A 14,503-nucleotide genomic window follows, 5' to 3' on the forward strand; every position below is an offset into this window, starting at 1 on the left:
AATGTGTGAACTCCTCTTATTATGAGAAGATTGGTAGTGAAGTTCATTGTATTGATGAAGAAATCCCTTTTGAAATACCTGAAACATGGGAATGGATACGCTTGCAAAACTGTTGTATCAAAGAGATAAAAAGAGGAAAATCACCCAAATATGCAACTAAGAGCAGTAACACACTTGTATTTGCACAAAAATGCAACACAAAATACAATGGCATTGATATTGGATTAGCACAGTATCTTGATGAAAGCACTTTGGGTAAATATCCAACAGATGAGTATATGCAAGATGGCGATATTGTTATCAATTCAACGGGCACGGGAACATTGGGCCGTGTTGGATTTTATCAGTTAAGTGATAATATCAAAAGCATTGATATAGTTCCAGATTCTCACGTAACCGTTGTACGTTCCTACGATGAAGTCGATTCATTCTATTTATACGCCTTTATGAAATCTAATCAGAGTGTATTAGAAAAGAAAGGTGAGGGTTCTACCAATCAAAAAGAACTCAAGCCAGTTACATTGAAAGAAATGCTTGTTCCTATACCTTCTATAAAAGAGCAAGAGCGAATTTCTTTGGCGATACAAAGAGCGTTTTCAATTATCGACACAATAGAAAAAAGCCTCAGCTGAGGCTTTTTTCTATTGAATCAATGTGTTCATATAACTTGGAGATTGAGGATACAATTTTATCCTGCACTTCGGCCGGTGGAATGGGAATAAATAAATTACTGAGGGAGGTTCCATTACAATTGGGTTGTCCCACACCGACAGCTTTATTTGAAATTTGTTCCCAATAGCACGGACTATTGAAAAAGTTATAAATGTATTTTGGACTTATGAATTTAAGTAGTCTAATTCTAATTAAGAATGATGCGTAAACAGATTCATATGGCAATTGGTCAATTAAAAATGATTTACCTACCGTAGCTCCTGTTCTTGCAAAAACAATATCGTTTGATTTAAGTATATATGTTTCTGGATCCTCTATTGTTGTGTACGGAACAGTATCCCAATTTACAGAACCGTTTTGAATATCTGTAATTCTTAAAAGTTTATGGGTTCCGCTACTTTCAGCAGAGTTACTTAATCCATATTGAATTGAAGAACAAAGGCTACCAAGTTTACACCATTTCCATCCATTTGGGAGAGTAAACGGTATTTCGGCGTCAATTTTAGAAACACTTTTACCAATCTTCTCATAATAAGAGTTATCCTCACCTTTGAAGATGATGGATTCCTTCTTGTCACGCTTGATTTTGCCCTGCTTGATGAGTTCTTCTTTCTCTGCTCGGATACGCTCCAGCAGAACAGAAGCAGGCTCATCATCTGGATTATGCGGAACAAGCTGACCACGGATAGCAAGGTCAAGGATTTTAGATCTTGTTTTCGAGATAATTGATAAAATATCTTGTTTATCACTTGCAATTCTTCCGATTAATGTGAGTAAATTTCCGCATGCATCGCAGATTTTTTCTTGTTCTTTCAATGGTGGTACAGGTAAAACCAATGTTTTTAAAATAGCGGCTTTAATACCTACTACCGTGCTTCCTGTTTTTCTTGTATGAAGCTGATTTTGAAAAATATCCGATAAAATAAAATATAAAAATGTTATGTTATTCAAAGTGCAGTTACCGTAATGCTGAAACGTAATCAATCTCTGACCTGCGCTAAATTTATCAATATTAGCAATCGCAGCATTACCAAGTGGAGCTTCTGTAGTAAACAGAATATCCCCTAAACGAGAAGTTCCTCTTTGTTGACGTTCCCAATACTCTTCTTCGCTGATATATTCATCAACAGTGTAGTCGATATATCCAGATTTAACATTTTTGGCTGTAATCAATGGAACGCCTGAAGATATTTTATTAGGCGTTGCACCACGATAATCAATAAAGTTGTATATTTGATTTAACCTTGCCCACGCCCATCCATCCGGCAATTCAAACGGAATCTCATCCTCGATACATTTTATACTACCATCAGCGAACTTCTCATAATGCAAACTATCCTCACCGACAAAGATAATAGAATCGTTCTTGATATCCTTTGCTTTGAGTTTTCCTTCTTTGACCATTTGCTTCTTCTGCTCACGGATTCTCTCCAGAAGAACCGATGCCGGTTCGTCATTCGGATCCTGTGGCACAAGTTTACCACGGATAGCAAGGTCAAGAATCTTTTGTCTTAATGCCTTGATATCCATTATTCCTCCACCTCTCCTATTAACTGTTCCAGTTCTGCAACTGCTTTTGCAATATTGCTGGATTTTTCTTTGATCATATCCAGCAATTCAGCAAGAGTATAATCATCAGTTCCAGAATCTGATTTCATCCATGTAATATCCAAGCTTGTCTTATCACGAGCTAAAATATCTTCAATAGTGAATTTACGCCATCTGCCGTTTGGATTTTCTTCGCTGTATGTTTCTTTACGTTTGCTCAGATCGCCATCAGCATAGCATTCCACAAAATCATCAAAATGTTCGGATTTCAATGGATTTGTCTTGCCGAAAGACGGCATATCATTTCTCAAATCATAAATCCATACTTCCTTTGTATTATGCTTGTCTGTTTTACCACGAGTAAAGAACAAGACATTTGTTTTAACGCCTTGAGCATAGAAAATACCGGTAGGAAGACGCAGGATTGTATGCAAGTTACATTTATCCATCAAGTCAAGACGGATTCTTTCACCATCACCATCAGCAAAAAGAACATTATCTGGCAGAACTACTGCAGCACGTGCTTTGCCGTTTGTTTTCAAGCTACGATAAATATGCTGAAGGAAGTTCAGCTGCTTATTGCTTGTAGGGAATGTAAAGTCATCACGTGTTGCACGCTCACCACCTTTTTTAGTACCAAAAGGTGGATTGGTTAATACAACATCATAATCTTTCATGCTCATTCCTACGCTGGACAGAGTATCGCCTAAAGTGATTTTACCGTCAATATCATGCAGCATAGCATTCATCAATGCCAGACGATGTGTATCATGTACCAATTCACATCCAGTGAATGCTTCTTCTCTTTCAAATTTAGCTGTGTCAGCATCTAAATCAAAGAAATCATCAGTCTGTGAACGCACATACTGACTGGCAGAAATCATAAAACCAAATGTACCGCAAGCAGGGTCATTACAGCGTTCACCCGGCTGGGGTTTCACCAATTTAGTCATAACATCGATCAGTACACGTGGGGTGAAATATTGGCCTGCGCCGGATTTCTTCTCGTTAGCATTCTTTTCCAAAAGACCTTCGTAAAGATTACCCAGACCTTCTTCTCTTGCAGAGAACCAGTCCAAACCATCAATGGTTGTGATGATTTTTTCAAGGTTTTTCGGTTCATCAATGTTTGTAGCTGCACCCTGATAAATTTCACGTACACGACCAGTGCAGTTTTCACCAAGATGAGAAAGCAATTCCTTATAGAACTTTTTCAGCTCGATACCACTTTTGGATGTAAGATTATCCCAACGATAGGTTTCCGGAATCTGTGATTCCGCACCAGTTTCTTTCGCCATTTTCAGGAATAAAATATAAGTTAATTCGGTTACATACTGATGATATGTGATACCGTCATCTCTGAGTACATTACAGAGATTCCACAGCTTTGAAACAATTTCTTGTGTTGTCATTATTTATCCTTTCTTCTATCGTACAACAGAATCCATAATTCTAATTAATTCCAATGCATCTGTATAATACTGCTTAATGTCATTAAATGTAGCTGTTGGTGTTTTTCCATGAGCGAATTGATGCCTATTAGTCACTAATGAATTTGTAGAACTAATTATTCGCTGACTATCTGGGTGTTGAGCTACAGCATTTTTAAAATTAGCTCTCCAAGTGTCATCAAATTTGCCTAACAGTCCACTCATATTATCATATTTAGCACTCATCGAACCTTCTCTAACCGTTTTATCAATATATGTAGGAACTTGTGATAAATTGCTTTGGTCAAAATAATCAGCCACAAGTGATCTATACACAAATTCTATTGTTCCACAAGATTTTATTAACGCATATTTTGTTAAGTATGCCCTCGTCTTATCTAACGGCGGCAATGCACTTATTTTTGATGAAATATCGGTCAATTCTGTTGTACATTCATCTATAAGATTTTGCAACTCAGTTTTCATCGTTACCACCATAAATCAGATATTCTTTAGCTAATCTTATACGAGTTTTAATGTTATCAATATCTGTTGTTCTAATGCTGCAAGACTTTTTAAATTCTTCATCCAACAATAACTCAATATGTTTCTCAGATTTCACTTCAAAAGCATCGTTCCCACTTTTTATTTCATCATAAATGGCAACAGCAATGGAATCAAAAATTGCCGGGTGGAATTTATTTGTGTATTTGCCTTTAAGATAATTTCTAAAAGCATTTTTCCCAATATTGTCATAAATTTTATCCATCGTATTTGTAAAATCCCTGCGGAATTCATCTATCACTTCCTCCGGAGCATTGACAAACTTACCCATGAAATCATTCAATTCCTTTTTTAAGGATATTTGCTTTGCAGTACTATCTCTAACTGTTTTAGATTTCATTACAAAAAATCTTAAAATACATTCAATATCTCTCATTCTGGAATCCGCTTTATCATTTCCAAACAATGCTCTCCAGTTTGAATTTTCATTTAACTCGAACAATAAAGAATTAAATGTTCCTTGATATACGCAGTTTCTTATTTCTTGAGGGGTTAGTGTTCTCCCGCTCGTATTTATTCTTTCAAATATTTGATATAAACTTGTATCATCGTTCTCCGGTCTTTTCTGCTCAAAAATAATTGCATGTATAGTAGTACTTCTTATTTTTCTTTGTTCTTCTATTGTCAATTCAGCAAAAGCTTTATTTCTCCATCTTTCATTGATCTTCTCCGAATTAGAAAGACGGAAAATTTTCCCATCTGTTGTGAAAACACCTCTTACATAATCATATACAGTCATTATTCTTTGATAGCCGTCAACAATCAGTTTTTGACTTCCTGATTGTGCAAAAAATACACTGGGAACTGGCAATCCCATTAGAATAGACTCTATAAAACGGCTGGCCTCAACCTTATCCCAAACATATTTTCTCTGTAATTCTGGTTTAACAAGTTCATCTTCTTCATACATTGAGATAATTTCTCTAAAAGATAAATCTGCTCCCCAAGAAGAGATATTAAATAATGAGTCATCAGAATAGTCATCATTTTGCTCATTGTTAATCAATTCAATTACATTATCGTCCTTCATCTTTTTGTATATCTCCTTTAAAATTTTAGTATTTTTACAATTGTTATTTCCAAAAATCACTCTCGTATATTGAACATTAAAAGAATCAGCAATTGTATTAGCGTAGATACATTCATACCCATTGATTCCTTGAGTCAAAAACACTTCATAAAAAACATCAGCATCTGTGGGGCCAAAGCGTTCTATGTCAATAAATGAATACATCTTTATCCTCCTAAAATAGTGTTACTAAATAATATACTCATCCATTGTTCATATATTCAAATTATGCCACCCTACCTCCGTCATCATAAAGATATTCGTTTAATTCGAGAACGATATCTTCCAGCTTATTCTGGAATATTTTATTAATTTTCACAAATCCACCGGAGCTCTTAAAACGACTATCTTCGTCAAATACCTGGACGTTTAATACAGATTCTTCCATCAAGTATTTTTCCATACGTCCAATCCAGCTCATCTCCTGTTTTGAGAAATTATGAGCTTTTTTTAATTTATCTACTGCTCTGCGAATTCTTGCCTCATGGCTAATCAATGCAGAGCCAATAGCATATCTACGAATAAGGCTAATAATATCAGCAGCAATTTCTTCATTGGTAAGCTCTGATATTGCTGTATTCAACTGTTGTGTTGTAAATCCTTCCCTATCAAGAGTTAATCTTAATGCTTTCAATGCATCTCTTGTCAGATCTTTTGGTCTGGTGCAAACGATACTCAATGCAGCAATCTCATTCATGTGAGTTTTAACATATTCAGAAAAAGCATCCAGATAATCTTCCGGTTTATCAGAATTACCATAACCTCTTGTATGACCAGTCAATTCATCTTTTTCATCAGAAATAACCACCGGATTGTCGCCATTGGCCTTTGTCTGCTGAATATATGCAAACATTTCTCTATATGCAAGCAGACGTTTTTTTGCATCTTCCGGATTTAGTCTTTCAATATCAATAATAAACTGAGTCGGGTCCATACCATCAGTCATACTGATAAACTGCTCCATAGTTTTTTCACTCATACGGCGCTTTTTACGCTGGAGTTTTGCAATAATCTGATTTATCTGAACTTGTACAACATCTTTATCTTCCACTTCTTCCAAACCATCCAGAAGCTGTGTAAATGTAGTTGTGGGATTTGTGACAACAGGCTTCATAGTGTTTACCGGTTCTAAAGAATCATAAACACCAACTGGATCATAAATCTCAAAATGTGTTTTATGAATCTTCTGACACAATCTGGTAGCACGTCCCAACATCTGTTCAAACAGAATACGAGATTTTACTCTACGCATAAATACCAATGTTGTGATTTCCGGAACATCAATACCGGTTGTAAGCAAATCAACAGTAACAGCAATACTTGGAAAACGCTCATTTTTAAAGCGTTTAATTGCTTCTGCTACTTTCTTAGGATTACCACCGCCAACGCTGCCAGTAATCTTCATAATAGCATCATTGTCAACACCGGTTTCTGAATAAATCTCTTTCAGGATAGAAACAATCATGTCTGCGTGCTGATCATCAACCGCATAAATGAGAGTCTTGCCCTGCTCCTCTGGATTTTCTGGGTCAATGTCTCTTGCGATTTCAGCCAGTACAGTTCTGTTGAAATTTTCGGTAATAACTTGCTTGTTGAAGTTTTCGATATCAAAATCCAGTTCATCTTCCAATAATTCACTGTTGGTTATTTCTCCGGTATTTGGGTCATAAATCGTTACTGTCTGACCTTTTTTAATATGAATACCACCAGTGCTGAGTTTTGTTTCCAGATGATGCGGCGCATCATGGTCTACCAAATATCCTTCTATAACAGCTTCTCTGTAAGTATATTTGAATACTGGTTGTCCAAAAATTTCTGTTGTATGTAATGCCGGTGTCGCAGTAAGTGCGATTTTTACAGCATCAAAGTATTCTACTACAGTACGATATTTACTCTGATAATCTCGCTGGTCACGATACAAAATTTCTACATCGCCCATTTCTTTATCAAGAATATAACCACGGTGAGCCTCATCAATAATAATCAAGTCAAAATCTGTTACCGATGGCATTACTTCACCTTCGTTATAAAGGATACGTTTTACCATGCTTTGAACAGTAGCAATCTGAATACGAGTTTCTTTATCTACCGTCTTTTCATCCAATCCTTTAATGTTATAAATTTCATCAAGGGTCATCAATTCTTCAAGTTTTACTTCTTTGAAAACATCTGAAGCCTGGTCACCAAGAGAAGTTCTATCTACAAGGAATAAAATACGTTTGAAACGATTTGTCTTTAAAAAGCGGTAAATCATGCCAAGAACGGTACGAGTTTTACCTGTCCCCGTTGCCATAGCAAGCAAAACTTCTCTCTGACCATCAATAACTGCTTTTTCGGCTGCTTTGATCGCTTTCACCTGATATTCTCGCAGATTCAGACCATCTTTATCTATTAATAAGTCATACGGCATTACCTGTAACGCATCATTACCAGCCTGAATATCCTTTTCAAGACGTTCCATAATACCATCCGGACTAATCCAACCATGCAACGCAGTAGGTACATTAGACGGTTCTCTTAAATCCAGGAACCAAATACCGGATTTTGTTTTGAACTGTTCCAAATAAGGTCTACCATTTGTTGCAAAGGTAAACGGAACCTTGAATTCTCCCCAAGTGCCAATCTGATATTCAGCATCTTCTTTACGAATATTTCTTGGATAATCTTTACTCTGATAATCAATTACAGATGGAATATCCTTGTGTTCAGCTTTAGCCTCAATAATACCAACAAGTTTTGTACCCACAAATAGTGCATAATCTGCATAGCCTTTTTTGCTAACAGTAGAATCTGTTGGCCATTCAGCAATTGCCATATTATGACCTTTTGTTGGTCTTGTACCTTTTGAATAGCGGATTTCCTGTGTATTGGCTTCCCAGCCCACCTGACGCAGCTGTTCATCAATCATATATCGTGTTTCAGCTTCAGACTTCTGACGCTGACTTGCCATTTTATTAGCCTGTTTCAGTCGAACCTTCTTATCTACCTGCTCAGCCTGTTCAGCACAAGCAATAGCTGCTTTTGTAAGTTCTTCTTCTTTTTCCGCTTCCTGAACTTTGTTGAAAACGATATTCTTATCTGTTTTCTTTTCTTGTTTTGCAGGCATAACAAAATCCTGATGTTGGTAATTCCAGTCACCATAAGTCTGCATAAACCATTCAGACAAACTGTATGCCATTTGTAAGAAAACAGGACAGTCTGAGCCTTCGGCATAATTTTCGTGAACAGCTTTATTTCTCACTTTGCGAAGCGCATGTAAAATATCCGTTAAATCTCTTGTCAAAAGTCCTTCAGAAGATAAAACATTAATCCTATTTGATGCTGAATTATCATAAGGTGCTGGGATCTTATCGTATGTAAACATCAGATTTACGATGGTTTCTCCTATCATCCCCAGTTTCATCAAGCATGAGTTCGGGTCTGTATAACAATACTGTTCTGCCAAGCCACCAAAGTTAGCAAGAACCGGAAATTCTGTTTCTAAAAATTTGAAATTGGAAGCCATTTAATTAGTCCTCCTCCCGTTTATCTTATGTTCTGATAATAAAATATTATCGGAACATTCTTGTATAAATTATAATCCTTCATAATACTCTTGAATGAGTTTTGCCATCAATTTTCTGCGTTCCTGCAGGAAAGCGTCATAGTTTTCTACGTTCATTTCAAAAATATTATTAGGGATACAGTTTTCTTTCAAGTTCTCGTCCAACATTTCTTCTGTTGAAATGTTGCCCAAAATAATATCTTTTGTTTCACATTGTTCTTTAACTTTTGTGAAATATGTAGCCGGTGCATCATCACTTACAGCTTTATTCACCTGTGTGTCCAAATAAATATAGTTTGCAACTTGATTATATTTTGTCTTAGATGTTACACCATTCTTCTTCAAATAAGCTTTAGGGAAGATGTGGTGAACATCTCCGGATATTGTTATTAAATCCGAAATTTTTGTACCTTTCATCAGCAAGGAATTACAATTCCGATTAATCTGCGCAGCCAAGAATGTATTAAATGCCGGGCTGTTTATAGATGATGTTTCCAAATACTGCGGCAATGTAACAGTCCAAAAACTTTCTGACAGAGCAGATGCTTCAACTTCAGCAAGGAATTTCAAGAATCCCTTTTCACCAATATTTCTCATATCTCTATCCATCTGTGTTTCCGGAGAACCGATATATCTGGATGTCAGTGTTGAGAGAACAAACCATTTCTGCACATATCGCTTAATCTGTGCATTAGGAATTTCTGGATCATCTAACAACATCAAGTATAGTGTATAAGCAAAATCCAAGGTCATTCTTGAATTAAGAAGTTTACTTGATACAAAACCAGCACCTTTGATCGCCATAATAAACTGTGCAAAATTATATTTGTTAATGAAATTCATGATACCGTCATCCAATTTTTTATAGGATTCTTCTACGATATCATCACGGAATTCCTTTGTAACGAAATCTCTACCTGACAGCAAACTTACCAAATCAGCTAATTTACCACGTCTGAACTGGTGCATGAATGAAACTCGTAACATATCGCCATAATCCGGATCGTAAATATCATCATAATCACTTGCTAACCATTTGATTTTATCTGCATATTTAGAATCCTGAAATTCTTTATCATTAACCAAATGAGCATAGAAATCCGGTTTTACAGCTAAATGGCAGAAGTAATCTACTGTTTTTCTCATCAAGCTGCCATTATGTACCGAATCTGCCGCCATTTTAGACATAACAAAGTCAGATTGGCTTAAAGCAGTCCCTTTAGAGTTAATTCGGATAAAGATTTCTGTTACTTCATCAATATCCAATGTTGCATCTAATTCAATTACACCAATTTGCCTGTTGGCAATGCCTTTTATCTTTGTTAATGTTTCAGAAAGCTCATCTAAATCCACATCTGGATTGTTTTTTGCATACTCGTTTTCAAAAGCTCTCTGTTTAAAACCAACTGAGAACAATACAGAAATATCTGGTATCCATTTCTTATCTTTTAAATGAGAAGCATCCTGTACTGCAAATCTTTTGGTTTCATCTTCTGCCAATGGATTAAATGCAATTTTAATGCGTTCCTTATTAAAATCATCATCCAGAACTTCCCTTCCGGATATGGCAGCCATTAAAGCGGTTACTCGTTGCTGCCCATCAATCAACACTTTTTTACCGTTCGCTTTGCCGCCATCTTTTGTTTTTACATCTGGATTCTTCCAAGTAATGATATAACCTGTAGGATATCCATTGTACAAAGAATCTATTAAATCTCTAACCTGACTGCGTTTCCATACAAATGGACGCTGAATTTCAGGTATAACAAAATCTTCTGCGTCAATCAGTCCAAGAATTGCATGAACCGAATACTGCATCAATGTAAATTTTTCACCAGTCATCTATATCCTCTTTTCGTTTATGTAACTAATTGGTATTCTCATTAATTTTTTGAATCAGATAATTTCTGATTTTTTTATAACTCTCAGGATATGACATCAACGGAATACCATCCATTACTTCCATTATTTTCTTTATATCTTTTATTGCTTTCTTGTTTCTTTCGAGTAAGAACTTTTGATTTTTATTATCCGGCATAACATTTAATAATCTATAGTATTCTTCACGAGCTTTTGATGAACAGGTCAAATCCATTTCCAAACAATAATTCATGGATACAATGCCATATTCTTTAATAAAATCAAAAAATTTTCTATATCCAGCTTTATGATGTTCAGTTAATTGCCGTTTTTCTTCTTGGTTAAACAAAGAATTTATAATCGCTTCATTTTTAACATCATCTCCATAAATAGGAAGACCTGTTACAGCATTTCTACTGGCATCCAGTTCATTGTTATTGATATATGGAAAGAAAAAATCTCTATCAACAACTATAGAAAATGGAATTTGAAGTTCCTTTAACAAAAAGAAAGGATATTTTATGCTTTCTACACCACCAGCATCCAGAAAACTTACATCCGCAATTTTCTCCACTACTTCTGATGCTACTAACTTTTCGAGAATTTGACAATCATTCTTACTTTCCGCAATGACAACATATTTTGAGAAAAAGAATTCACTATTTTTGTAATCAAAATATTGATAATGTTTAAAAGATTCAATATCATATTTCGTCCAAAAATCTGCGGGCAATTGATTGATTTGCGAAATAAACCCTCTTGAAGAATCATTAACCCTTCTCACTAATAATATAGCTTCATGATCCAACTCATCTACTAAAACAGTTGAATGTGTTGTAAAAATCGATTGTGTTTCATTTGAATGCAACTGTTGACGCAATGACATAATAAATCTTTTTTGAGCCTGTGGATGTAAGTTTGTTTCTGGTTCCTCTATTCCCAGCACTATGCTTCCATTTTTTAGCAGCGCATTGGCTCTATGCATTGCAATTACAGCCAAACTTTTGGTTCCGCTTCCCCACTCTTGTAACAAATAATTAACCCCGTATTCATTTAATGAAAACTCAATATTTCTGAGTAATACGGTATAATCTAAATTCTCAGGAAAAGCTATTTTAAAATCCATGCTTTTATTTTGCATGTATAACTCGTTAATTTCTTTCTCTAATTTTTTAAGAACTGTATCATGAATTTTATCTGTAGCTTTTCTTACATAGCCAGATATCATGTCTCTGTTTACTGTATATTGCGCTGTATAGCTTGTAATCAAATCCTTGAAGATCGAATTATCCGACCATCTAACATCCTTGTTTGTTCTTCCTGCTGGAATATAAACATACATAATATCTTTAGATAATTCCTGCATAAAGGAGTCATCTAAGTTTTCCGAATCACGACCTTTAAGCAAGATATACTTTTTCTTGTTATCCGCATAAGAAAAAGAAAACTTTATCGCTAATTTATTATCATATATTTTGTTTTCATAAATTATTTTGTTAGGAATATCTTCAAAAACAACTGTTATATACGTATTGTTACGTGGTGCATATCTGTGTGCTTTGTTAATAAAACTTTCCTCTTCATGCTTATAATTTAGAACTGCATTTAATGCTCTTAATACAGCCGTTTTACCCGCATTATTCTCACCAACAACAGCTGTAATATCACTCATTCTAAAAGTCGCTTTCTTGATAGAGCGAAATTTCTCTATTGTAACTTCAGATATTCTCATATGCTCACCTCTCCAAGTAACTATACATAAGTCTGCAAGCATGACCTATATATTTCTTTAAACTGAATGTTTCACTTTAATATTTTTAGATTTTATCGTCTTAATATGCAATCCTAAAATAATCCAAATACGCTTTATATTTATCCTGTGCTGTCAGACATGTATCTGTCAGGAAGCCTTTTTCGTTGTTCCATTCTTTCAAGCCACGGTAATAATACAGTTTCAGATTATCTTCGATAATGAACGGAACAATATTATATTTTAGGCACTCCTTAAACATAATCAGTCTGCCTACACGACCATTGCCGTCTTGGAAAGGATGAATTCGCTCAAACTTTACATGGAAGTCCAGAATATCTTCGAATGTCTTTTCTTCTTTTCCGTTGTACTCTGTCAGCAGAGCTTTCATTTTATCGGCAACTTCTTCCGGAAGAGCTGTATCCATACCACCGACTTCATTAGGCAATTTCTTGTAATCACCAACAACAAACCAATCTTTTCTGGAATCACTGGTTCCATTCTTCAGAATCAGATGCAGTTCTTTAATGAACTTCTCTGTCAACGCAGCTTTTGCATTATCAATAATCATATCAATGCAACGGAAATGATTTGCTGTTTCAATCACATCGTCCACATTCAACACTTCATTTTCTACACCTATGGTGTTGGTTTCAAAAATATATCTTGTCTGATCGTGGGTCAGGCGGCTGCCCTCGATGTGGTTTGAGTTATATGTCAAATCAATCTGTGTCTTATGATAAATACCACCGGAATATTTGCTTGCTTTCTGCTCCTGCAGAATATCCAGCAATGTAACAGGCTGTTCCTTTTTCTTGTTGGAACGCTCTGGCTTTTCCGCATTTTCAGGAATATTCCAAGTCTTGCCGGTAAGAAATGCACCAGGCACACGTCCCTGGGCACAGTAGTTTCTTACGCTGCGCTCTGAAACATTCCATTTTTTTGCTATTTCACCAACTGAAAGGTATCGCATCTGCTCTCCTCCGTTATAAATCAAATCTAAATTTACACTTTACTATGATATAGTATACCACATTATCGGCAATATATCAAACTTTCATCTCGCTATTTTGTTTTATTTTTGCCGTTCCCGGTATCCTTTATCTTTCTCCATCACCGCAAAATACATAAAAGAGTGGTGAGAATCACATTTTTATCAATATTTATGTGATTTACCTGCAATTTTGCCGATAAAGAAACCAGCCCGTTTCCGAGCTGGTTTCTGCTAATCATCATGTGTCATTTCCAACAAACATCGTTTCTACGTTCCGCTAATCCTTTAAGACCTAAGAATGAAGATGGTTCTGCTTTATAGAAATCATTTTTCTTTGCTCGGAACCTCTTTGTTCCATTCATTATGTAACACGCATCTATTGCACGAGTAACTCCTACATAATGCAAATTAAGTAGTTGTTTTATTTCCTCTGCATCTCCCCACTCATCAGAAATAATATATTTATACATGTCCATATGAAACACAATATTGAACTCAAGCCCTTTGGATTTGTGTAACGTCATAATCGTAATTTCACTGTCTTTTGCAGGTATATAGTTTTGAAGTAACTCCTTATCCTTTATAATCCCCTGTAACAGTTCTAAAGCTCTCTTATCTTTCTTTCCTGGATACACCAAGTTAGCTATCTTCTCAAACTCATCCAGCACAGCCAACATATTTTCTGGTGAGCTTTTGAAAATCTTGTCACACCACGTAAGTGCGCTATGGTATTTTTCGGGATCTAATTCTTCAGAAAATAATTGTTCCGCATAATCCACCGGAAATGTATCTGGTTCAAATTTTGCAACAAGTAAGCTCCTAAACAATCTCCCCCATTCAGAATTATCTCTATCCAAGGGCGTTTCATTAAAAACTTTATGCGGAGTCTCTATCGCTTTATCCAAAACTTGTATCGTTCCACTTCCCCTACATAATATTGCAATTTGATTATTTTTGTTAATATTGTATTTTTCCTTTATCTTAGGTCAGTTTACAAGGAACTACACGCAGACCGTGAAACGGGCTGCTGACAACAAACGGCGCTATGCTCCCGGCTGGGTGCATAGCACCT

Annotated in this window: 10 protein-coding genes; 1 reads left to right on the top strand and 9 read right to left on the bottom strand. The window is 35.7% G+C overall.

What is annotated here, in order from left to right; translation table 11 throughout:
• Positions 1-5: 5 nt before the first annotated feature.
• Positions 6-632 carry a restriction endonuclease subunit S gene (locus ACTNDS_RS16145; RefSeq protein ID WP_441036798.1) on the top strand — a complete coding sequence of 209 codons (627 nt, stop codon included), beginning with the start codon at positions 6-8 and terminating at the stop codon, positions 630-632.
• Here the strand turns inward: ACTNDS_RS16145 and ACTNDS_RS16150 are convergent.
• The 9 genes from ACTNDS_RS16150 to ACTNDS_RS16190 form a co-directional block, all read right to left on the bottom strand.
• On the bottom strand, positions 625-2,202 hold the full coding sequence (locus tag ACTNDS_RS16150; protein WP_441036799.1) for a restriction endonuclease subunit S: 1,578 nt from the start codon (positions 2,200-2,202) through the stop codon (positions 625-627). The two genes, ACTNDS_RS16145 and ACTNDS_RS16150, sit on opposite strands and share 8 nt — an antisense overlap.
• A complete protein-coding gene (locus ACTNDS_RS16155; protein WP_441036800.1) occupies positions 2,202-3,632 on the bottom strand; it encodes an N-6 DNA methylase in 1,431 nt (476 codons plus the stop codon). The genes ACTNDS_RS16150 and ACTNDS_RS16155 overlap by 1 nt, the downstream gene beginning before the upstream one ends.
• A 15-nt stretch (positions 3,633-3,647) precedes the next feature.
• Positions 3,648-4,136, bottom strand: a complete 489-nt coding sequence (locus ACTNDS_RS16160; protein WP_441036801.1) for a HEPN domain-containing protein — start codon at positions 4,134-4,136, stop codon at positions 3,648-3,650.
• Positions 4,126-5,448 carry a DUF262 domain-containing protein gene (locus ACTNDS_RS16165; RefSeq protein ID WP_441036802.1) on the bottom strand — a complete coding sequence of 441 codons (1,323 nt, stop codon included), beginning with the start codon at positions 5,446-5,448 and terminating at the stop codon, positions 4,126-4,128. The genes ACTNDS_RS16160 and ACTNDS_RS16165 overlap by 11 nt, the downstream gene beginning before the upstream one ends.
• Positions 5,449-5,509: 61 nt before the next feature.
• Positions 5,510-8,788: a type I restriction-modification system endonuclease gene (gene hsdR / locus ACTNDS_RS16170; RefSeq protein WP_441036803.1), complete on the bottom strand. Its 3,279-nt coding sequence runs from the start codon at positions 8,786-8,788 to the stop codon at positions 5,510-5,512.
• Positions 8,789-8,857: 69 nt separating this feature from the next.
• On the bottom strand, positions 8,858-10,669 hold the full coding sequence (locus ACTNDS_RS16175) for a GmrSD restriction endonuclease domain-containing protein (protein WP_441036804.1): 1,812 nt from the start codon (positions 10,667-10,669) through the stop codon (positions 8,858-8,860).
• Positions 10,670-10,694: 25 nt separating this feature from the next.
• Complete coding sequence (locus tag ACTNDS_RS16180) at positions 10,695-12,419, bottom strand: ATP-dependent nuclease (protein ID WP_441036805.1); 1,725 nt, start codon at positions 12,417-12,419, stop codon at positions 10,695-10,697.
• A 100-nt stretch (positions 12,420-12,519) separates the two neighbouring features.
• On the bottom strand, positions 12,520-13,410 hold the full coding sequence (locus ACTNDS_RS16185) for a Fic family protein (protein ID WP_441036806.1): 891 nt from the start codon (positions 13,408-13,410) through the stop codon (positions 12,520-12,522).
• 266 nt (positions 13,411-13,676) lie between these two features.
• Positions 13,677-14,336 carry a 3'-5' exonuclease gene (locus ACTNDS_RS16190; RefSeq protein ID WP_441036807.1) on the bottom strand — a complete coding sequence of 220 codons (660 nt, stop codon included), beginning with the start codon at positions 14,334-14,336 and terminating at the stop codon, positions 13,677-13,679.
• Positions 14,337-14,503 lie beyond the last annotated feature (167 nt).

Source organism: Blautia sp. HCP3S3_C12, assembly GCF_052064155.1.
Lineage (GTDB): Bacteria > Bacillota > Clostridia > Lachnospirales > Lachnospiraceae > Blautia_A.

What these genes read in the sequence shown, in the direction of transcription:
- ACTNDS_RS16150 (WP_441036799.1), bottom strand. Translation starts at nt 2,202, where the DNA reads ATGGATATCAAGGCATTAAGACAAAAGATTCTTGACCTTGCTATCCGT.
- ACTNDS_RS16155 (WP_441036800.1), bottom strand. Translation starts at nt 3,632, where the DNA reads ATGACAACACAAGAAATTGTTTCAAAGCTGTGGAATCTCTGTAATGTA.
- ACTNDS_RS16160 (WP_441036801.1), bottom strand. Translation starts at nt 4,136, where the DNA reads ATGAAAACTGAGTTGCAAAATCTTATAGATGAATGTACAACAGAATTG.
- ACTNDS_RS16165 (WP_441036802.1), bottom strand. Translation starts at nt 5,448, where the DNA reads ATGTATTCATTTATTGACATAGAACGCTTTGGCCCCACAGATGCTGAT.
- hsdR (WP_441036803.1), bottom strand. Translation starts at nt 8,788, where the DNA reads ATGGCTTCCAATTTCAAATTTTTAGAAACAGAATTTCCGGTTCTTGCT.
- ACTNDS_RS16175 (WP_441036804.1), bottom strand. Translation starts at nt 10,669, where the DNA reads ATGACTGGTGAAAAATTTACATTGATGCAGTATTCGGTTCATGCAATT.
- ACTNDS_RS16180 (WP_441036805.1), bottom strand. Translation starts at nt 12,419, where the DNA reads ATGAGAATATCTGAAGTTACAATAGAGAAATTTCGCTCTATCAAGAAA.
- ACTNDS_RS16185 (WP_441036806.1), bottom strand. Translation starts at nt 13,410, where the DNA reads ATGCGATACCTTTCAGTTGGTGAAATAGCAAAAAAATGGAATGTTTCA.